General features: G+C 70.6%; 18 protein-coding genes. 10 read left to right on the forward strand and 8 right to left on the reverse strand.

All coding sequences use genetic code 11. The features are described from left to right. The 8 genes from BFF77_RS07950 to glgX form a co-directional block, all read right to left on the reverse strand. Positions 1-571, reverse strand: a 571-nt coding sequence (locus tag BFF77_RS07950) for a pyridoxal-phosphate dependent enzyme (RefSeq protein ID WP_141698389.1), incomplete at its 3' end; no start/stop codon positions are given. A gap of 223 nt (positions 572-794) precedes the next feature. Then, positions 795-2,795: a M4 family metallopeptidase gene (locus BFF77_RS07955; protein ID WP_066945499.1), complete on the reverse strand. Its 2,001-nt coding sequence runs from the start codon at positions 2,793-2,795 to the stop codon at positions 795-797. 389 nt (positions 2,796-3,184) lie between these two features. Then, positions 3,185-4,234, reverse strand: a complete 1,050-nt coding sequence (locus tag BFF77_RS07960) for a bile acid:sodium symporter family protein (protein WP_066945502.1) — start codon at positions 4,232-4,234, stop codon at positions 3,185-3,187. 10 nt (positions 4,235-4,244) lie between these two features. After that, a complete protein-coding gene (locus BFF77_RS36195; protein WP_066945505.1) occupies positions 4,245-4,787 on the reverse strand; it encodes a hypothetical protein in 543 nt (180 codons plus the stop codon). Positions 4,788-4,816: 29 nt separating this feature from the next. After that, positions 4,817-5,680 (reverse strand): isocitrate lyase/PEP mutase family protein, encoded by an 864-nt coding sequence (locus BFF77_RS07970; RefSeq protein WP_066945508.1) that lies wholly within the window; start codon positions 5,678-5,680, stop codon positions 4,817-4,819. 200 nt (positions 5,681-5,880) lie between these two features. Then, entirely contained in the window at positions 5,881-7,839 is a 1,959-nt protein-coding gene (locus BFF77_RS07975; protein ID WP_066945511.1) for an ABC transporter ATP-binding protein, read from the reverse strand. Next, entirely contained in the window at positions 7,836-9,698 is a 1,863-nt protein-coding gene (locus BFF77_RS07980) for an ABC transporter ATP-binding protein (protein WP_066945699.1), read from the reverse strand. The genes BFF77_RS07975 and BFF77_RS07980 overlap by 4 nt, the downstream gene beginning before the upstream one ends. A 124-nt stretch (positions 9,699-9,822) precedes the next feature. Beyond that, positions 9,823-12,054, reverse strand: coding sequence for a glycogen debranching protein GlgX (gene glgX / locus BFF77_RS07985; RefSeq protein ID WP_066945514.1), 2,232 nt, complete (start codon positions 12,052-12,054; stop codon positions 9,823-9,825). Between the two features lie 191 nt (positions 12,055-12,245). On the opposite strand from glgX, the gene BFF77_RS07990 reads away from it, so the two are divergent. The 10 genes from BFF77_RS07990 (at position 12,246) to BFF77_RS08035 (ending at position 21,372) form a co-directional block, all read left to right on the forward strand. Next, positions 12,246-13,427 (forward strand): L,D-transpeptidase, encoded by a 1,182-nt coding sequence (locus BFF77_RS07990; protein ID WP_066945517.1) that lies wholly within the window; start codon positions 12,246-12,248, stop codon positions 13,425-13,427. A gap of 274 nt (positions 13,428-13,701) precedes the next feature. Beyond that, entirely contained in the window at positions 13,702-14,940 is a 1,239-nt protein-coding gene (locus BFF77_RS07995) for a L,D-transpeptidase (protein ID WP_425424354.1), read from the forward strand. A 90-nt stretch (positions 14,941-15,030) separates the two neighbouring features. Further along, positions 15,031-15,801, forward strand: coding sequence for an enoyl-CoA hydratase/isomerase family protein (locus tag BFF77_RS08000; RefSeq protein WP_066945523.1), 771 nt, complete (start codon positions 15,031-15,033; stop codon positions 15,799-15,801). 251 nt (positions 15,802-16,052) lie between these two features. Further along, a complete protein-coding gene (locus tag BFF77_RS08005; RefSeq protein WP_066945526.1) occupies positions 16,053-16,577 on the forward strand; it encodes an ATP-binding protein in 525 nt (174 codons plus the stop codon). A 120-nt stretch (positions 16,578-16,697) separates the two neighbouring features. After that, positions 16,698-17,510, forward strand: coding sequence for a polysaccharide deacetylase family protein (locus BFF77_RS08010; RefSeq protein WP_066945530.1), 813 nt, complete (start codon positions 16,698-16,700; stop codon positions 17,508-17,510). Then, on the forward strand, positions 17,510-18,703 hold the full coding sequence (locus BFF77_RS08015) for a YncE family protein (RefSeq protein ID WP_066945533.1): 1,194 nt from the start codon (positions 17,510-17,512) through the stop codon (positions 18,701-18,703). Before BFF77_RS08010 ends, BFF77_RS08015 begins: the two co-directional genes overlap by 1 nt. Before the next feature lie 248 nt (positions 18,704-18,951). Beyond that, positions 18,952-19,623, forward strand: a complete 672-nt coding sequence (locus BFF77_RS08020; RefSeq protein WP_066945536.1) for an ADP-ribosyltransferase — start codon at positions 18,952-18,954, stop codon at positions 19,621-19,623. Between the two features lie 127 nt (positions 19,624-19,750). Further along, the gene (locus BFF77_RS08025) at positions 19,751-19,966 is read left to right on the forward strand and encodes an EF-hand domain-containing protein (RefSeq protein ID WP_066945541.1); all 216 of its coding nucleotides are present in this window, start codon (positions 19,751-19,753) and stop codon (positions 19,964-19,966) included. A 103-nt stretch (positions 19,967-20,069) separates the two neighbouring features. Continuing rightward, positions 20,070-21,032, forward strand: a complete 963-nt coding sequence (locus BFF77_RS08030) for a CopD family protein (protein WP_066945544.1) — start codon at positions 20,070-20,072, stop codon at positions 21,030-21,032. Between the two features lie 106 nt (positions 21,033-21,138). Beyond that, positions 21,139-21,372, forward strand: coding sequence for a DUF6296 family protein (locus tag BFF77_RS08035; RefSeq protein ID WP_066945547.1), 234 nt, complete (start codon positions 21,139-21,141; stop codon positions 21,370-21,372). Positions 21,373-21,382 lie beyond the last annotated feature (10 nt).

A 21,382-nucleotide genomic window follows, 5' to 3' on the forward strand; every position in this document is an offset into this window, starting at 1 on the left:
CCACCGTGTCGAGCCCCGGCAGCTGCCGGTGGATCTCCTCGAAGAGCGTGCCCGCTCCGGCGGCGATCAGCGGATGGTCGTACGCGTGGGAGGCGAGCGCGCCGCTGCGGGCGGCGAACTCCTCGCAGGCGGCCAGCGCCTCGGCGTACCGCGAGCCGGTGAGCCGTACGTCCGCGCCGTACGAGCGGAGCCTGGCCACCTTCACCGGCGGTGCGGTCTCGGGCAGGAACACCGTGGCGGTCACATCCAGCTGCCGGGCGGACCAGGCGCAGGCGAGCCCGGCGTTGCCGCCCGAGGCGATGGTCACCCCGGCGTCCGGGAGGGTGCCGGCCGCTCGGTGGGCCTGGAGGAAGTTCTGGGCGCCACGGGCCTTGAAGCTGCCGGTGTGCTGCATGAACTCCAGCGCCAGCCACATCCGGGAGGCACCGGCGGCACCGGCCGCGTCCATGGCGCCGGCGGTATCGGCCGCGCCGCTCGCGCCCAGCTCCGTGGGTGCCAGGACCACCGGGCGCACACGTCCCGCGACGCGGTCGCCCGCCTGCTTGACATCGTCGTAGGTGAGTCGGTTCACGGGGGCTCCTGTGCTGACGGGGTCGCAGGCCGATACGGCGTACCGTACGCCCCCCGCCGGGCCCGGGTTCAGCCGGCTGCACGGGCCGCCGGCCGACGGCGGGATCCGCCCGGCGGGGACAGAACCGCCCGGGGTGCCGGTGAGGACACCCCGGGCGGTTCCCGGATCAGCTCCGATCAGCTCCGATCAGCCCGGCCGGAGCGGGCCGTCCTGCCGCTCGGTCCTAGAAGGTGAGCTTCCAGCTGTTGATACGGCCGACGTCCGCCGACGCGACGTCCTGCACCCGGAGCTTCCAGGCGCCGTTCGCGACCTCGGACGAGGCGCCCGCGTAGAACGTCTCGATGACGTTGTCCGCCGAGTCGCTGCCGCTGGCGGGCTTCAGGGGGTACACCGAGCCGTCCGGGGCGACCAGGTCGATGACCAGGTCACCGCGCCAGGTGTGCGTGATGTTCACGTCGACCTGGAGGCTGGCCGGGGCGTTGCCCGCGACACCCGTGACGTTGATCGTCGAGGTCACCGCAGCGCCGTTGTCCGGAATGGCGACCTGCGTGGTGCTCTCGAACGACTGGCCCGTGCCGCCGCCACCGGGACGGGGACCGACCGCGATGCCGGCCCAGGCGTTCTGGACGGCCGTGTACTCGGCGCTCGTGGTGCCGTACAGCTCGGCGGTGGCCGCGAGGGTACCCGTACGGGCCGCCGAGTAGTTGGTGGTGGACGTGAACTTCGTCGCCAGCGCCCGGTACCAGATCAGCTCGGCCTTCGCCCGGCCGATGCCGGTCACCGGCAGACCGTCCGAGGTCGGGGAGTTGTACGAGACACCGTTGACGACCTTGGCGCCGCTGCCCTCGGAGAGCAGGTAGAACCAGTGGTTCGCCGGGCCCGAGGAGTAGTGGACGTCGATGTTGCCGATGCCGGAGTACCAGTAGTCCTTGGACGCGCCGTCCTTGCTCGGCTGGTCCATGTACCGCAGCGGGGTGCCGTTGCCGTTGATGTTGATCTTCTCGCCGACCAGGTAGTCACCCGGGTCCTGCGGGCTGTTGGCGTAGAACTCGACCGCCGCGGCGAAGATGTCGGAGGTGGCCTCGTTCAGACCGCCGGACTCCTGGCTGTAGACCAGACGGGCCGTGGCGGCGGTGACGCCGTGGGACATCTCGTGGGCGGCCACGTCGATGGACGTCAGCGGCCGCTGGTCGCTCTGGCCGTCGCCGTACGTCATGCAGAAGCAGCTGTCCTGCCAGAAGGCGTTGATGTAGCCGGTGCCGTAGTGCACGTTGGAGGTCGCGCCCACACCGTCATTGCGGATACCGGTGCGGTTGTGCACGTTCTTGTAGTAGTCCCACGTCTGCGCGGCACCGTAGTGGGCGTCCGCGGCGGCGGTCTCCGTGTTGGACGGCAGGCCGTTGCCCCAGACGTCGTCGGGACCCGAGTAGAGCGCCCCGGTGTCCGAGTTGTACGTCCTGTGGTTGCCGCGGCCGGTGTCGGTCAGGGTGTACGCCGGCGCGGTGCCGAGCGTGACCTGGCCGCTGTACTGGGTGTTGCCCACACCGTTGTTGACGGCCTGCCACTCGAAGAGCTTCTTGCCGGTGGCGGCGTCCGTCACGACGTGCAGCTCGTTCGGGGTGCCGTCGTGCTGGAGCCCGCCGACGACCGTCTCGTACGCGAGGGTCGGCTTGCCCTGTGCCGCCCACACCACCTTGCGCGGCGCGCGGTCGGCCTCGGTCTTCTTCGAGCCCTCCGCGGCGGCGGCGCTCAGCGCCTGCTTCTCGGCGACGGCGGGCGCGATGTCGGCCGTGGTGGCGATGTTCTTGAGCTCGGCCTTGGACGCCTTGCTGACGGACGTGGTCGCGCCCGCCTTCGTCGCCGCCACGACGAGGTCGCCACCGAGGACCGGGAGGCCCTGGTAGGTGCGCTCGTACCGGGTGTGCGTGGTGCCGTCCACATCCTGGAGGACATCACGGACGACGAGCTTCTCCTGCGCGCCGAGACCGAGGTCCTCGGCGGTGGCCGCCTTGTCGGCGTCGGCCGCCTTGATCAGCGCGGTGCGCTGCGCGGGAGAGAGAGTGCGCTCCTGCGCACCGGGGTTGGCCTTGCCGGCCACCGGTGCGGCGGGAGCGCTCTCGGGCTGGGCGGAAGCGGTACCGGCCTGCACACCGACGGTGAGCAGAGCGGCTGCCGCTATCAGAGCACCGGTCGCGGTGGCGCGACGGCTGGGCGTGGATCTCACGCGAACTCCTTCTGCGAGGGGGGTACCGGGCCGCTCGGTGGGCAGCCCGGACAGAGCAAGCGGAGCAAAATGGTGCGGAGAACGGGGGAAGAGTGACAGTCGTGGCGGCTCACTGTCAGGAGCGCGTCAAGAAGTTGGCCGGAAATCGTCCGCTGCTCGAAAGGGCTTGTTCGTTAAGCGGACGTTTCGTCGATCATCGCGTTGATGCCGCCGAGTATTCGCACACCGTCAACAACGGTTCGTGACACCACCATGCGAGGACCGCGCGGAGTTCGGACGCGAAGTTGCCGAATGTGAACGTGATGTTGAGCGGATGTCGCGCGGGCGCTGACGGGATCATTTCGTAACGTGACTGATTTCCTACCGTCCACTCTGTGGTGGTACGGACGTCAACTCCGCGACGGCGGGGGTGTCAACTCGCGGTCCGGCGCCGGAACACGCGGCGCGGGCGCGGGAGCGGCCACCGCCGCCTGACGCGACCACCGGCCCGCGATGACCGCGCACACCATCAGCTGGAGCTGATGGAAGAGCATCAGCGGAAGGATCACCAGCCCGGCCGAGGAGCCGAAGAGCACGGCGGCCATGGGCAGGCCCGTCGCGAGGCTCTTGTTGGAGCCGCAGAAGACGATGGTGATGCGGTCCTCGCGGCTGAACCCGAGCCGCCGCGCGGCGAACGAGGTCGTGCCGAGCGCCACCGCCAGCAGGGCCGCGGCCAGTCCCAGCAGGACCAGCAGCCGCACCGGTGTCATCTGCCGCCAGATGCCCTCGGCCATGCCCCTGCTGAAGGCCGTGTAGACCACGAGCAGGATGGAGAACCGGTCCAGGAGCCCGATGTGCTTCTTGTGCCGGCCGATGAACGCGCCGATCCAGCGGCGGCAGAACTGCCCGGCGAGGAAGGGCAGCAGCAGTTCGGTGACGATGGTGAGCAGCCCGTGGAGCGAGAAGCTCACCGTGGAACCGATCAGCCAGGCCGCGAGCAGCGGGGTGGCCACCATCCCGGCCAGGCTGGAGTACGTACCGGCGCAGATGGCGGCCGGGACATTGCCGCGGGCGGTGGAGGTGAGCGCGATCGACGACTGGACCGTCGAGGGGACGACGCAGAGGAAGAGCAGCCCCATGTAGAGCCGTTCGCTGAGCACGTACGGCACGAGACCGCCGAGGGCCAGACCCAGCAGCGGGAAGAGCGCGAAGGTGCTCGCCCCCACCACGAGATGGAGCTTCCACTGCCGCAGGCCGTCCAGCGCCTCCCGGGTGGAGAGCCGCGCGCCGTAGAGGAAGAAGAGCAGACCGATGGCGATGTCGGCGGCATGGCCGACGGCCGTCGCCGCACGGCCGGTCGCGGGCAGCAGCGCCGCGAACACGACCGTGCCGAGGAGGGCGACGACGTAGAGGTCGACCGCCCTCCTCAAACGGCCTGGCCAGGAACTCAGCCAGGTCATTGACGTCACGTCACTCACCGCTTTCGCCTTGCCACGGGGGATGGCCGACCTCGGAGGTCCAGTTGCCGGAGGAAGTATGCCGATCCGGTTCCGGTTCTGGTTCCGGTTCCGTGCCGGACGCGGGTCCCGGCTCCGGTTTCGGCTGCGGCGCGGGTGCGGGCGCGGGGGCCGCTCCCGAGCCCGCGCCCGAGCCGTCTCCGGTCTGTACGTCGATGGCCCCGCCGCCTCCGTCGTGATCGCTGCCGGCGGTGCCCTTGCTGAGAAGCAGCGTATTGAGCGTCCGGTCGATCTCCAGCCATGAATCCGCGAAGGAGTTGTCGATCACGATGAGGCCGACGCTCCGGTTGCCCGTGGGCTCCGGCCGCGATTTGTCCTCGTCGTCCCGCGCCTCCACGGGGGTGACCGCGGGGCCGGCCGTCGCGACACCGCCGGCGCACAGCACACCCGCCGCCGCGGCGACGACGACTCCCGCGGTGGACGCGCCTCGTACGAGAGGCCCTGCTTTCTGCTGCCGGTGCCGGCCGGTGCCGGGCCGGAAGAGTTTCACGGACATAGGACGGTTCGGTTCGATTCGGCTCGCGGTCAGACCGATACGGACGGACGGAACTTGTGGTGCCTGCTGATGTTCTTCTCCAGCAGTTCCGTGGATCCCTTGACGCCGACGGCTCCGGTCTCCGAGGTTTCCGGGAGCCGCCCGTCGGCCATTTTGAGATCGGCCAGCGCGCCGTCGATCGCGCCGTGCGCGGCGAAAAGACACGGCGTGCTGTAGATGGCGACATCGACGCCCAGCTCCGACAGCTCGGAAAGCGAGAGCCTCGGCGACTTTCCGCCCGCGATCTGATTGAACAGCAGCGGCTTGTCGCCGACGATCGAACGGATCTTACGGATCCACTCCACGCTCCGTACGCCGTCGACCAGGACGACATCCGCGTCGGTCTGCGCGAGGGCCTCCGCCCGGCGGATGATCTCCCCCTCCTCCGTGGCGTCCGTGCGGGCCACCACGAGCAGTTCCTCCCTGCTGCGCAGCACCATGTCGAGCTTCTCCAGGTACTCCTCCAGCGGCAGGATCAGCTTGCCGTCCGCGTGGCCGCACCTGCGAGGACGCTTCTGGTCCTCCAGGATCACCCCGGACGCCCCGGCGCGCTCCAGCCGCTGCACCACATGGCAGGCGACCTCCGGATCCACGTAGCCGTCGTCGATGTCCACGAGCAGATGGTGCTGCGGGAAGGCCAGCCGCAGCCGCTCCACGAAGGCCACCATGTCGGGCCAGGCGATGAAGCCGATGTCGGGCAGCCCGTAATGCGACGCCGCGAATCCGAAGCCGGAGACGAAGAAACCGTTGTAGTGCTGGGCCGCGATGGAGGCCGAGTACATGTCATAGATACCGATGAGAGGCGTCGTGCGCGGTGATGCGACGGCCTGCCGCAGGCTATTGCCGTAGTCCATGGTTCTCCCTCAACTCAGAACCCGCCCGAGCACGGGTTCAGGCCCTGTCGTGACGGGCAAACATTTACAGAAAACCAAGACTCCGTAAAACGACACACCGGGTCGTACCCTGAAGAGGTAAAAACTTCAGAGCAATCATTATGTGATGAGTTGCCGGGGAGGGCCGGTCGGCGCGTGCTGAATTGCGCTGAATTCCGTTGTCAGGCAAGGCTTTCGCGCCAGGCGCGGTGGAGGCCGGCGAAGCGGCCCGTGCCGGCGATGAGGTCGGCCGGTGCCCCGTCCTCGACGACGCGGCCGTGTTCCATCACCAGCACCCGGTCCGCGATCTCGACGGTGGAGAGCCGATGGGCGATCACCACCGCGGTCCGGCCGTGCAGGACGGTGTCCATGGCGCGCTGCACCGCGCGCTCGCCCGGGATGTCCAGCGAGCTGGTCGCCTCGTCCAGGATCAGCACCGCCGGATCGGCGAGCAACGCGCGCGCGAAGGCGACCAGCTGACGCTGGCCCGCGGAGATCCGGCCGCCGCGCTTGCGTACGTCCGTGTCGTAGCCGTCCGGCAGACCACTGATGAAGTCGTGCGCGCCGATCTCCTTCGCCGCCCGTACGATCTCCTCGCGGGAGGCGTCGGGACGGCCGATGGCGATGTTCTCGGCGACCGTGCCGGAGAACAGGAACGCCTCCTGGGTCACCATCACGACTCCGCGCCGCAGCTCCGGCGTGTCCAGCTCGCGCAGATCGACCCCGTCGAGCAGCACCCGGCCGTCCGTCGGGTCGTAGAACCGCGCCAGCAGCTTGGCCAGCGTGGACTTGCCCGCGCCCGTGGAGCCGACGACCGCGACCGTCTGGCCGGCCGGGACGGTCAGGTCGAAGCGCGGAAGCACCTCGCCGCCCGTGCGGTACGCGAAGCTCACCCCGTCGAACACGACCTCGCGGCCGGGGAAGCCCCCGGTGAGTCCGGGCAGCGGGCGGGGGTGCTCCGCCTCGGGCACCGAGGGCGCCTGGGCCAGCAGGCCCGCGATCTTCTCCAGGGAGGCGGCGGCGGACTGGTAGGAGTTGAGGAACATCCCGAGCCGGTCGATCGGGTCGTACAGCCGCCGCAGATAGAGCACGGCGGCGGCCAGCACGCCGAGGGCCAGGGTGCCCCCGGCCACCCGGTAGGCGCCCCAGAGCACGATCCCGGCGACGGCGGTGTTCGCCACGAGCCGGGAGCCGACGACATAGCGGGCCATCTCCAGCAGGGCGTCGCCGTTGCTGCGTTCGTGGTCGTGGTTGAGCTCGTGGAAGCGCGCGTCGTTGGCCCGCTCGCGCCGGAAGGCCTGCACCGGCCTGATGCCGTTCATCGTCTCCGCGAACTTCACGATGACGGCGGCGATCGCGGTGGAGCGCCGGCCGAAGACCTTGGCCGCGCGGCGCTGGTAGAGCCGTACGAGCAGATACAGCGGTACGAACGAGAGCACGGCCAGCGCGCCGAGCCCGAGGTCCAGATAGAGCAGCATCGCGCAGATGTACGCGAAGGCCAGCACCACGCCCACGAGTTCCTGGAGGCCCTCGCTGAGCAGTTCGCGCAGGGACTCCACATCGGTGGTGGACCGGGAGATGAGCCGTCCGGAGGTGTACCGCTCGTGGAAGTCCACACTGAGCGCCTGCGCGTGGCGGAAGATACGGCCGCGCAGATCGAGCAGTACGTCCTGGTTGACCCGGGCGGCGGCGCGGATGAAGGCGTACTGGAAGGCTCCGGAACCGGCGGCGCAGATCAGATATCCGGCGCCGACGGCGATCAGCGGACCGCGGTCGTCGTTCCGGAAGGCGGGCACCCCGCGGTCGATGGCGTACGCGACGAGCAGCGGGCCCGCCTGGGCGGCGGCCTGCTGGAGCAGCAGGAGCAGCGCGGTCACCGCGACTCTGGTGCGCCGGGCGCTCAGCAGGGAGCGCAGCAGGGCGCCGGTGGCACCGGGAGGCGCGGGCAGCGCGTCCCGGCCGAAGGGATCGTCGGCGGGGACGGCGGGAGAGTCCTGGGCGCCGGGGGCGGGCGCGGAGGCGCCGCCGCGCGGGGCCTCCGGCGACCGGTCCGTCCGTGTGCCCGCGCCCTTCCGCGTGTCCGTGCCCGGCTCCTCGTCGGGAGCCGGGCCTGTGCCCGTGGTGCTGGTCGACGTGGTCATCGGACGGTCTCCTCAACGGCCTCGGACTCCACGCCCGGCTCGGCTCCGGACATCAGCCACGCGTACTCCTCGCTGGCGCGCAGCAGTTCCTGATGGGTGCCCACGGCGGCGATGCGCCCCCGCGAGATCAGCGCGACCCGGTCGGCGAGCATCACGGTGGACGGACGGTGGGCCACGACCAGCGCGGTCGTCTCCCGCAGCACCTGCCGCAGCGCCGCCTCCACCAGTGCTTCCGTATGGACGTCCAGCGCGGAGAGCGGATCGTCGAGCACCAGGAAGCGCGGGCGGCCGACCACCGCCCTGGCGAGCGCGAGCCGCTGCCGCTGGCCGCCGGAGAGGCTGAGTCCCTGCTCGCCCACCTCCGTGCGCACGCCCCGCGGCAGCTCGGCGGCAAAGCCCGCCTGGGCCACCTCCAGCGCCCGGGACAGCGCCTCCTCGTCGGCGTCCGCCGCGCCCATCAGCACGTTCTCCGCGACGCTCGCGGAGAAGAGCGTCGGCTCCTCGAACGCCACCGACACCAGCTCACGCAGCCGTGAACGGGGTATCAGGGCGATGTCCTCGCCGTCCAGCGTGATCCGCCCCGAGGTCACCTCGTGCAGTCGCGGTACGAGCGCGGTGAGCGTCGTCTTGCCCGATCCGGTGGCCCCGACCAGGGCCATGGTCTCGCCCGGTTCGATGTGCAGATCGATGCCGGAGAGCACGGGCGGCGAGTCCGCGTCGGCGTCCGGATAGCGGAACGTGACGCCCTCGAAGCGCAGTCCGCCTCCGCCGTCCGGTCCGCCGCCGGCCGCCTTCGTGAGGGCAACCGTTTCTCCCGTCCGCGCGGCGGACGCGGCCGACGGCTGCGCCTCCTTCTCCTCCGCCTCCTCCGGTACGTCCATCACCTCGAAGAACCGCTCGGTCGCCGTCGCCGACTCCTGACTCATCGCCAGCAGGAAGCCCATCGACTCCACCGGCCACCGCAGCGCCAGCGCCGTCGACAGGAACGCCACCAGCGTGCCCGCCGAGAGTCCGCCGTCCGCCACCTGGACCGTGCCCAGCACCAGTGCCGCGCCGATCGCCAGCTCCGGAATGATCATGATCAGGGCCCAGATGCCCGCCAGCAGCCGTGCCTTGGCCAGCTCCGTGGTGCGCAGCCGCCCCGCCAGCTCCCGGAAGGCGAGCGCCTGGCTGCGATGGCGGCCGAATCCCTTGATGATCCGGATACCGAGCACGCCCTCCTCGACCACCGTGGTCAGATCGCCGACCTGGTCCTGGGCCCGCCGCGCGATCAGTGAGTACCGCGTCTCGAAGAGCGAACAGAGAACGACCAGCGGCACCACCGGCGCCATCAGCACCAGGCCGAGCGACCAGTCCTGGAGCAGCAGAATGACGAAGCCCGCCAGGATCGTCGTCACGTTCACCAGGAGGAACGTGAGCGGGAAGGCGAGGAACATCCGCAGCAGCATCAGATCGGTCGTCGCGCGGGAGAGAAGCTGACCGGAGGGCCAGCGGTCGTGGAAGGCCACGGGCAGCCGTTGCAGATGGCGGTAGAGATCGGCCCGCATCGCCGCCTCGACGCCGGACAGCGGCCGGGCCACCAGCCAGCGGCGGAAACCGAACAGCACCGCCTCGGCGATCCCGAGGAGCAGCAGGAGCAGGGCCCCCAGCCAGACACCTCCGGGATCCCGGTCGGTGACCGGTCCGTCGACCATCCACTTCAGTACGAGTGGGAACACCAGACCGAGGCAGGATGCGACAATCGCGACAAAAGCCGCACTGAAGAGACGTGTTCGTACCGGTCGTACGTAGGGCCACAGCCGCAGCAGTGAGCGTACGGAGGACCGGTCCTTGGCGGTGGCTGCGTGTTTCTCGGACATCATGAGCGAGCCTACGGTTCACCACTGACATCGCTCATGTGCTTTTCCGCCAGTCGGGGCGGGGACCGGGGCCGCGCGGACGGTCACCGGCCGGTCCGCGGGCCGGCCCACCGGCCGGATCACCTCACTCGCGCACCCGGAACACCAGGACGCACCGCGCAGGGACAGCCACCGCCGTCCCTGCGTCGTGCACCGTGCCCGGCTCCCGCGTCTGGTCCTCGCGCGCGGTGTCGACGAGCAGTTCGTACGTCCGTGCCCAGGGCGGTCCCGGCAGAGTGACCTCGACCGGCTCGGCCGCCGCGTGCAGGACCGTCAGAAAACTGTCGTCCGTGATCTTCTCGCCCTGCGCGTCCCGGCCCGGGATGTCCCGCCCGGACAGGAAGAGCCCGAGCGTGGACGCCGGCGCGTACCAGTCCTCCTCGGTCATCTCCTCGCCGCCCGGAGTGAACCACGCGAGGTCCGGCAGCCCGTCCGGTGCCTGGGACAGTCCGGAGAAGAAGGCGCGGCGGCGCAGGACGGGATGGGCCCGGCGCAGGGCGAGCAGCCGGGTGGTCAGCGCGTACAGCCCGCGCGCGCCCGCCGGATCGCCGTGGCCGCCGTCCGCCCGGTCGCCGCGCGGTTCGAGCGGGGACCAGTCGAGCCAGCTCACCTCGTTGTCCTGGCAGTACGCGTTGTTGTTGCCGCGCTGCGTACGGCCCATCTCGTCGCCCGCGACCAGCATCGGCACCCCGGTCGACACCAGCAGTGTGGTGAGCAGATTCCGCTGCTGGCGCCGGCGCAGGGCGTTGACCGCGGGATCGTCGGTCTCGCCCTCCACCCCGCAGTTCCAGGCGCGATTGTCGTCCGTACCGTCCCGGTTGCCCTCGCCGTTGGCCTCGTTGTGCTTGCGTCCGTAGGAGACCAGGTCGCGCAGGGTGAAGCCGTCGTGCGCGGTGACGAAGTTGACGGAGGCGTACGGCCGCCGGCCGCCCCACGCGTAGAGATCGCTCGATCCGGAGAGCCGGTAGCCCAGATCGCGTACATCGGGCAGCGCGCCGCGCCAGAAGTCCCGTACGGCGTCGCGGTACCGGTCGTTCCACTCCGTCCACAGCGGGGGGAACGCGCCCGACTGATAGCCGCCGTTGCCCACGTCCCACGGTTCGGCGATCAGCTTCACCCGGCGCAGCACGGGATCCTGGGCGATCACCGCGAGGAACGGCGAGAGCATGTCGACATCGTGCGCCGAACGGGCCAGGGCCGCCGCGAGGTCGAAGCGGAACCCGTCGACGCCCATCTCGGTGACCCAGTAGCGCAGCGAGTCGGTGATCAGCCGCAGCACCTGGGGCTGGAGCACATGGAGGGTGTTGCCGCAGCCGGTGTAGTCCAGATAGCGGCGGGCGTCGGAGGGGAGCCGGTAGTAGCCGCGGTTGTCGATCCCGCGCAGCGACAGTGTCGGACCCAGCTCTCCGGCCTCCGCCGTGTGGTTGTAGACCACATCGAGGATGACCTCGATGCCCGCCGCGTGCAGCGCCCGCACCATCCGTTTGAACTCGCCGACCTGCTCGCCCCGGGTGCCGTCCGAGGCGTAGGCGGCGTGCGGCGCGAAGTAGCCGATGGAGTTGTAGCCCCAGTAGTTGTGCAGTCCGCGCCGGAGCAGATGCTCCTCGTGGGCGAACTGGTGCACGGGCAGCAGCTCGACCGCCGTCACCCCGAGCCGCCGGAGATGGCCGATCGCCGCCGGATGCGCGAGGCCCGCGTAGGTACCGCGCAGCTCCTCCGGGATTCCCGGGTGGAGCCGGGTGAAGCCCCGGACATGGAGTTCGTAGATGACCGAGTCGGCCCAGGGCGTCTTGGGCCGCCGGTCCTCGGTCCACTCGTCGCCGGGCGCGTCGTCGTGGACGACGACCGCCTTGGGGACGAACGGGGCGGAGTCGCGGTCGTCACGCACCGTGTCCGCGACATTCCGCTGCGGCCAGTCGCGGACATGGCCGTAGACCTCGGGCGGCAGCCGGCGGTAGTCGTTGCCCTCGGTGGCGTCCACCGCACGGGCGTACGGGTCGAGGAGCAGTTTCGCCGGGTTCCAGCGGGCGCCCGTCCACGGGTCCCATCGGCCGTGCACCCGGAATCCGTACCGCTGTCCGGGGCGGATTCCGGGGACGAAACCGTGCCAGATCTCATGGGTCAGCTCCGTCAGCGGGAGCCGCGTCTCGGCGCCGCTGTCGTCGAACAGAGCGACGTCGACCGCTTCCGCGCCGCCCGCCCAGAGCGCGAAATTGGTGCCCGCGACCCCGTCCGGACCGGTCCGGAAGCGGGCGCCCAGCGGGGTCGGCGCTCCCGGCCAGACCGCCCGTGGTGTGTGCTCGGCTGCGCTCGCCACCTGTCAGGCCTCCCGAGGCTTCCGGCCCCGCGGATCGGTGCGCGCGGCGTCCCGGCCGCGGCTCTCCTCGCGTGGTCTCCCACCTGTTCTGCCCGCAACGGGACCCGCACTCACGTTTCCCCCGGAGGGTGGTGGTCGTTGGGCGGATCGTGAGACATGCATTGGAGCGCGCAAAACGGGCCGGGAGCGGCATGGTCGTCGCCCTGGCATGGACAGGACTGCTGGCAGGACTGACGGGATGCACCGGTCAGCGGCCACTGGTCAACGACGCCAAGCCACGGCCGCCGGGAGAAACCATCCGGATCACCCCCAAGGACGGCGCCAAGGACATCGGCGTGCGGGAGAGGATCGAGGTGAGCGTGGCCGACGGCCGGCTGGAGCGGGTGCGGGTCGTCCAGATCGAGGACGCCAGCCCGACCGCGCTGCCGGGACGTATCTCCGGGGACGGCCGCGTCTGGACACCGGCGGGCCGGGCGCGGATCGCCCTGGCCGCCAAGTACAGCGTCGACGTGGTGGCGGTGGACGGCCGCGGCCGGCGCTCGGCGCGCCACTCCACCTTCACCACGGCCGTGCCCACCGATCAGTTCACGGGCTACTTCTCGCCGGAGAACCGGGCCACGGTCGGCACCGGGATGATCATCTCCTTCGACTTCAACCGGAAGATCCGCAACCGCGCCGCCGTCGAGCGCGCCATCGAGGTCACCTCGGACCCGCCGGTCGAGGTCTCCGGCCACTGGTTCGGCGACCAGCGCCTCGACTTCCGGCCCCGTACGTACTGGAAGCCGGGCACCGAGGTCGCGATCCGTGTCGGGCTTCGGGACGTCCAGGCGGCGCCCGGGGTCTTCGGCATCCAGAACAAGAACGTCGGTTTCCGGGTCGCGCGGTCCCAGATCTCCCGGGTCGACGCCAGGAAACACACCATGGAGGTACGGCGTGACGGCATGCTGCTCTCGACCCTGCCGATCACCGCGGGCGCACCCGAGAATCCCACGTACAACGGGAAGATGGTGGTGACCGAGTTGTACGACGTCACCCGGATGAACGGCGAGACGGTCGGTTTCGGCGGCGAGTACGACATCGAGGACGTGCCGCACGCGCTGCGGCTGACCACGTCCGGGACGTTTCTGCACGGCAACTACTGGGCGTCCGAGGAGACGTTCGGCGCCGAGAACGTCAGCCACGGCTGTGTCGGACTGCGCGACGTGCGAGGCGGCGCGCCCGACACCCCGGCCGGCTGGTTCTTCTACCAGACGCTGATCGGCGATGTGGTGGAGGTGGTCAACTCCCATGACCGCACGGTCGCCGCGGACAACGGCCTCGGCGGCTGGAATCTGTCCTGGCAGCGGTGGAAGGAGGGCTCGGCCGTCCACTGACCGCTCTCCCGGCCCCGGTTGAGTCCCGCCGAGCCCCTGCCGGGCCCTTGTCGAGCCCGCGTCCGCCGTGTTCCTCACGGCGGACGCCGCCTGTGCCCCGTCCCGTACAACCCGTATGACCTGCGCCGTCCCGGACTTGTTGGGACACAACGGTGACATTCGCGTACTCAACGTGTCGCGCGCAGTGTGATTATCTAACGCCGTGCGCGTGCACTTCAGCGCGTGGGAGTGCGGGCCGTGGCGGGGCCAGGCCGTGCGAGGGGAGACGACCAGAGTGAACGGGCTGCCGATATCGGGACAGCGGCGGGGACATCGGGGAACGGGGCCGCTGGCCCTGATGCTGGGGGCGCTCCTGCTGGTCGTCACCGCGTGCGGCGGGGGCGGCGGTTCGGGCGAGGACGACGGTGACAAGAACCGCGGCAAGGACGCGACGAAGGTCGAGAACGTCGCCTCCGTCGCGGTGGTGACCATCCTGCCGAAGGACAACGCGAACGGCGTCGCGACCACCGGTGCCCTCAAGGTCTCCGCGGCCAAGGGCAGGCTGACCACCGTCACCGTCCAGGACGACAAGGGCAATCCGGTCGAGGGCAGGCTGGCCGAGGGCGGCGGTGCCTGGGAGCCGCTCCAGCATCTCGCCGGAGCCACCAGGTACAAGGTGCACGCGATCGCCGAGGACGCCGACGGCCGCGAGTCCGCCAAGGACATCACGTTCACGACGCTCGTCCCGAAGAACACCTTCATCGGCACCTACACGCCGGAGGACGGTTCGACGGTCGGCGTCGGCATGCCGGTCTCCATCAACTTCAGCCGGGGCATCACCGATCCCGAGGCCGTCGAGAAGGCCATCACGGTGACGGCCGATCCGGCCGTACCGGTCGAGGGCCACTGGTTCGGCAACGACCGGCTGGACTTCCGTCCCGAGAAGTACTGGGCCGCGGGCACGAAGGTGTCCGTGAAGCTCAATCTCGACGGTGTCGAGGGCCGTCCCGGCGTGTACGGCAAGCAGGCCAAGACCGTGTCGTTCACCATCGGCCGCAGCCAGGTCTCCACCGTCGACGCGAGCGCCAAGACGATGAAGGTCGTACGGGACGGCAAGCAGATCAAGAACATCCCGATCACCGCGGGCGCGCCGGCGACCACCACGTACAACGGCCAGATGGTCATCAGCGAGAAGTACGAGGTGACCCGGATGAACGGCGCGACGGTCGGCTTCGGCGGTGAGTACGACATCAAGGACGTGCCGCACGCGATGCGCCTGTCCACCTCGGGCACCTTCGTCCACGGCAACTACTGGGCCTCCTCGGGCACCTTCGGCTCGGCGAACGTCAGCCACGGCTGTGTGGGGCTGCGCGACATCCGCGGCGGCGGGGACAACGGGACGCCGTCCGCCTGGTTCTACAACTCCTCGATCATCGGTGACGTGGTCGTCGTCAAGAACTCGAAGGACAAGCAGATCGCGCCGGACAACGGTCTGAACGGCTGGAACATGTCCTGGTCGGAGTGGACCGCGTAACCCCCGCGGAGCAGTGGTGGCGACGGATCCGATGCGCTGTGGGCCGGTGCGCCGGGTCCGTTGTCGTTAGCGGCGGTTAACCTGCCTCGTATGGCATTCGTGAACCTCGAAGTCTCCGGCGGCGTCGGCACCATCCGGCTCGACCGCCCACCGATGAACGCGCTGAACACCGCCATCCAGGACCGGCTGCGCGAGCTGGCCGAGGAGGCGGGCCGGCGCGAGGACGTCCGCGCGGTGATCCTGTACGGCGGCGAGAAGGTCTTCGCGGCCGGCGCCGACATCAAAGAGATGCGGGACATGGACCACGCGGCGATGGTCGTACGCTCCCGGGCGCTCCAGGAGTCGTTCACGGCGGTGGCCCGTATCCCCAAGCCCGTCGTCGCCGCGGTCACCGGTTACGCGCTGGGCGGCGGCTGCGAGCTCGCCCTGTGCGCCGACTTCCGGATCGCCGCCGACGACGCCAGGCTGGGCCAGCCCGAGATCCTGCTCGGACTGATCCCGGGCGCCGGCGGCACCCAGCGGCTGGCCCGGCTGGTCGGTCCCTCCCGCGCCAAGGACCTCATCTTCACGGGCCGTCAGGTGAAGGCCGAGGAGGCGCTGGCGATCGGTCTGGTCGACCGCGTGGTCCCGGCGGCGCAGGTGTACGAGCAGGCGGCGGCCTGGGCCTCGAAGCTCGCCCAGGGGCCCGCGCTCGCGCTGCGGGCGGCGAAGGAGTCGGTCGACGCGGGCCTGGAGACGGACCTGGAGACCGGCCTCGCCATCGAACGGAACTGGTTCGCCGGGCTGTTCGCCACGGAGGACCGGGAGCGGGGAATGCGGTCCTTCGTGGAGGACGGTCCGGGCAAGGCCACGTTCCTCTGAGAGGGGTTCGGCCGGACACGGAGAGCCACGACGTCAACTCCACGCACGCCTTAGCACAGACTTAAGAGAACCTTAAGAGAAAAGCTGTGATCACTCCTGGCGATCATTGAATCGCCCGGTGTCACCGCAGGTCAGAATGGGCTCAAGCGGTCAAGCTCTGCCCTTGGCATATGCCGTTCACGCCCCCTGGAATGACTCATTCCGGGGGGTCCATTCCCTTGGAACGGCCCCGGAGCGGGCTCTGGGCGGCCATGATGGGGGGCATGGCGGGCCTGGAGGGTGTGGAGCAGCCGCGGCGGCGCGGCGGCGCGACCGCAGCGCGGTGGATACCGTCCGTCGAAGACGAACAGGCGCTCAAGGCGCTGGAGTTGTTCGGCAATCCGACGGAGGCGGAAGTCCGTCTGCCCTCCCGCCCGGAGTCCGCCTCGGCCGCCCGCAGGATCACCCACAGTGTGGTCCTGCGCCAGTGGGCGCTCTCGCCGCAGACCGCCGAGTACGCGGTCCTGCTCGTCTCGGAACTCGTCGGCAACGCCGTGCGGCACACCGGCGCGCGCGTCTTCGGGTTACGGATGCTGCGCCGCCGCGGCTGGATCAGGATCGAGGTCCGTGATCCCTCCCGGGGGCTGCCCTGTCTGATGCCGGTGCACGAGATGGACACCAGCGGGCGCGGGCTCTTCCTGGTGGACCGGCTCTCCGACCGGTGGGGCGTGGATCTGCTGCCGCGCGGCAAGACCACCTGGTTCGAGATGCGGGTCGCCGACCGCCAGACCCCCTGACTCCCCGCCCGCGGTCCGCCACCGGCCGTCCTCACCCGTCGGTATGAGTGCCGGTACGAGCCCTGGCCCTCCATCGGGTCAATCGTCACGTTTCACCCGGTACGCCCCTTAAATGGGGGCGTGATCCCGATCGACCGTCGCAGAGCACTGCGCGCAGCAGCCGGCGCGGCCGTCACGGGCGCCCTCGCCACCGGCTGTACGGACAGCGCCCCGGGCCCGCCCGGCTCCGCACGCGTGACGTCCGTACCGCCGCACGGGCACAGTCCCGGCGCAGCCTCGGGACAGGCACGGCCCGCTGACCGCGCCGCGCCGGCGCCACGGCGGTTCCCCGGGCAGCCCGCCGAGATCGCGCACGGTCCCCGCGACCGCGCCAGGGTCGCGCTCACCTTTCACGGCCAGGGCGATCCCGCCACCGCCACCGCCGTGCTGACCGAGGCGGAACGCGCCGGGGCCCGGATCACCGTCCTCGCCGTGGGCGGCTGGCTCGACGAGCATCCGCGCCTCGCCCGCCGTGTCCTCGACGGCGGCCACGATCTCGGCAACCACACCCTGCGCCACACCGACATCTCCTCGATGGACGAGGAGGAGGCGTACGCGGAGATCACCGGCTGCGCCGAGCGGCTGCGCCGGCTCACCGGCTCCATCGGCACCTGGTTCCGGCCCTCCCGCACCCGGCACGCCACCGCGCTGATCGAGCGGCTCGCCCGGCGGGCCGGGTATCCGCATGTCCTCTCGTACGACGTCGACTCCCTCGACTTCACCTCGCCCGGCGCATCGGCCGTCGTCCGCACCGTCACCGGGCAGATCCGCAACGGCTCCGTGGTGAGCCTGCACTTCGGCTACGCGGACACGGTCGCCGCACTGCCCGCCCTCCTCGACGCACTGGAACGCCGCGGCCTGCGCGCGGTGACGACCACGGAGCTGCTGACCTGATGCTTCCTCCCCTGCTTCCCCCCATCAGACGGACCGCCGCCCTGCTCGGGGCCGCGGCCCTCGCCCTCCTCGCGAGCTGCGCCGATCCCGGCGACCGGCGGGACCGGTCGAACGCCACCAAGGCCTCCGCGCGGCCGGCCGTGGCCCGGTCGAGCGCGCCGGCCGGGCTGCCGGGCATGCCGCCGGTCCAGAACCCGAAGGACATCTACGCCGCCGACCGGCCGGGAATGCTCTCCCCGGTCGTGAGGGGCTTCCCCTCGCGCGTCTATGTCCCCAACACCAACTCCGACACGGTCTCGGTCATCGATCCGGCGACCTACAAGGTCATCGAGACCATCGAGGTCGGCAGACAGCCGCAGCACGTCGTGCCCTCCTGGGACCTCAAGACGCTCTGGGTCAACAACAACCGCGGCCACACGCTCACACCGATCGACCCGGCCACGGGCAAGGTGGGCGAGCCCGTCGACGTGCACGACCCGTACAACCTCTACTTCACGCCCAACGGCAAGTACGCGGTCGTCATGGCCTCGCTCGACCGTCAGCTCGTCTTCCGCGATCCGCACACCATGAAGGTGAAGAAGACCGAGCCGGTCACCTGCGCGGGAGTCAACCACGCCGACTTCTCGGCGGACGGCCGCTACTTCATCGTCTCGTGCGAGTTCTCCGGTGAGCTGCTGAAGGTCGACACGGAGCGGATGAAGGTCACGGCCCAGCAGAAGCTGCCGTTCCAGGGCGCGATGCCGCAGGACGTGAAGATCTCGCCGGACGGCAAGACCTTCTACATCGCCGACATGATGGCGCACGGCATGTGGGTGCTGGACGGCGAGAAGTTCACCGTCCCGAAGCTGATGGCCACGGGCAAGGGCACCCACGGTCTCTATGTCAGCCGTGACTCCAAGGTGATGTACGTGTCCAACCGCGGCGAGGGCACCGTCTCGATCTTCGACTTCACCCGGAACCGGCTGACCAAGAAGTGGCGGCTGCCGGACGGCGGCAGCCCCGACATGGGCGGGGTCTCGGCGGACGGCAAGGTCCTGTGGCTGTCGGGGCGCTACGACTCCGAGGTATACGCGATCGACACGGTCAGCGGCAAGCAGCTCGCGCGGATCCCGGTGGACGGCGGGCCGCACGGACTCGCGGTCTATCCGCAGCCCGGACGCTACTCGCTGGGGCATACGGGCGTCTTCCGCTGAGGGTCCCGCACCGGAGCGGGTGCCGGGGCCTCGTACCGGGCCGGGTGCCGGAGTCCTGCACTGGACCGGGCGCCGGGTCCCGTACCGGAGCGGATACCGGGCCTTGTACCGGGGCCGGGCCGGGTCGCGCGGGCCGGTGCCTGTGCCGGTGTCAACTCGCGCTCCGTTCCCAGCCGTTCGAGGCCGACACGCCCCCATTCGGGTGATGGTCCACGGCCCGCCGCCGTACAGCGTGGAGGGTGCTCCTCATGATCACCTCTCGCTCGCGGCAGCGGGCCGCAGCCGTCGCCCTGTCCGTCGTCGCCGTACTCGTCCCGGTCACCACCACCGAGGCCGCGCCGACCGTTTCCACACCGGCCGTCTCCGCGCCCGCCACCGGCGCGCCCACCCTGACCGGGCCCACGCTCACCCCGGCCGGCGCCGCCGCCGCCGGACGCTGTCCCGTCGTCACGGACCCGCTGTTCGCCGCCGCGGACCGCAGGGTCGACGTGGACCGGATCACTCCGACGCCGTCCTGGCGCACCAACTGCAAGCAGCTCTACCGCGCCGACAGCCGTTCGCCGGAGATCGTCTTCGAGCAGGGCTTCCATCCCAAGGCGACGCTGGACGGCCAGTACGACGTGGAGAAGTACGTCCTGGTCAACCAGCCCTCGCCGTACGTCTCCACCACCTACGACCACGACCTGTACAAGCAGTGGTACAAGAGCGGCTACAACTACTACATCGACGCGCCCGGCGGTATCGACGTCAACAGGACCATCGGTGCCACCCACAAATGGGCCGACCAGGAAGAGGTCGCCTTCCCCGGCGGAATCTCGCGTGAGCTGATCGTCGGTGTCTGCCCGGTCGACAAGCAGAAGAAGACCGAGATCATGACGGAGTGCCTGGACAACCCCCACTACAAGCCCTGGCGCGGCTAGAGGCTGTCCGTTCGGCAGGTGCGGATGCGCGGGCTGCGTCCGGGTGGGGGAACGGGCTGCCTCCCTAGGAGGGAATGCGAGCCGATAATCTGACCCCGTCAATACGGCACCACGAAGGGGCGGGACAGTGGCAGACATCGATGACGCGCGCAAGGCGTTCGACCGGTTCGACGCGGACGGCGACGGGCTGATCACGGCGAGCGAGTACAAGAGCGCGATGGCGCAGCTCGGTGACTTCCATGTGACCGAGCCCGTGGCGCAGGCCGTCATCAACGCCCATGACGCCAACGGCGACGGACTGCTCACCTTCGAGGAGTTCGTGGCCTCCCGCAAGAACGGCTGACCCGGGGGCGGAGGAGCGGGTCCCGGACCGTGCCGGTCCGGGAGGTCGCGCGTTCGCTCCGGTCGCGTTGCCGCACGGCTCACCCGGAAGCGATGATCAAACGGTGACACTTCCGGGTCCGTCCGCCGATGACACCAGCGGCCCCCCGGGGCGCAGGACCGCCGTCAACGCGGGCCTGCTCGCCGGGGCGGCCCTGTTCGCCGTACTCGTCGCGGTGCTCGCCGCGCTCGGCGCCGGCCTGGCCGGGCGCGGCACCGGTGAGCTGCGAATACCGGGCGCGGGCGGCACCACGGCGCTCCGTGTCACCGTGCTCGCCGCTCTCGCGCTCCAGCTCGGTGAGCTGGCCGGTGCCCGGCTCGCCCGCGCCGGACCGGCCCCACGCGGCTGGGCGCTTCCCGCAGCCCTGACCGGCGCCGCCGCCTCCGCGGCGCAGATCGCCCTGCTGGCCGCCGTCAGCGGACTCGGCGTCACCACGGTGTACGGGACCGTGGAGGGCCGGCTTCTGCTCGCCATGGCCAACGGCTTTCTGCTCGCCGCGGGCTGCGTGGCGATGAACCGCCCGTCCTGGGCCCTGGCCCCGCTGGCCGTGGTCGTCGGCGCGGAGGCGATGCGGGCGCACCCGGAGCCGTACACCCCGGTGATCGGCATCGCGCTGACCGTCGTCCATCTCACCGCGGCCTCGCTGTGGACCGGCGGTCTGCTGTACGTCCTCCGTACGGCGTGGCTGCGGCGCGCCGATCCGGCCGGCGCCAGGGCGGTGCTGGCCCGCTACGCCCGTCTCGCCGGGTGGCTCTTCGCGGCGCTGGCCGCCACCGGCACCCTCTCCACCGTGCGCAGGCTTCCCGCCGATGTCGTCCTCACCACCGCGTACGGCCGTGTCCTGATCGCCAAACTCGTCCTGGTCGCGGTGGTGAGCGCCCTGGCCCTGACCGCCCGCCACCGGCTGCGCCACGACCGGGACGCCGGCCCTCCCGCCCGTGCCGAGCTGGCTCTGCTGGCCGTGGTCGTCGTGCTCTCGGCGATCCTGACGGTCGTTCCCGATCCGCACTGGCTCAGCGTCCGCTGAGATCCGGCCCCGCCGGCCCTCTCATGAGGCGCGGGCCGCCCGTCTGGGTAACCATGGGGGAGAAGCAGGTCATAGGCCCCTGCCAGAGCCTTGTCGGGAGGCCCCGATGGACGACTATCCGGAGAGTTACGAGCTGGTGTTCCAGGCATCCGCCGTGGAGGACGACGTGGTGATCGTCCGGCGGACCGCGGAGGCCGGCGCCGGCGGATTCCCGGTCTACGTGGACGAGACCGGAATCGTCCGCGCGGAGATCAGCGACCGGGGAGAGGTCCGCATGCTCGCCAGCGGCGGACACCAGGAGCTCGGAGCGCCCATGCTGGTGCGCTCGCTCAGCTCCTGACGCCGCGGCC

Source organism: Streptomyces lushanensis (assembly GCF_001700515.1).
Lineage (GTDB): Bacteria > Actinomycetota > Actinomycetes > Streptomycetales > Streptomycetaceae > Streptomyces > Streptomyces lushanensis.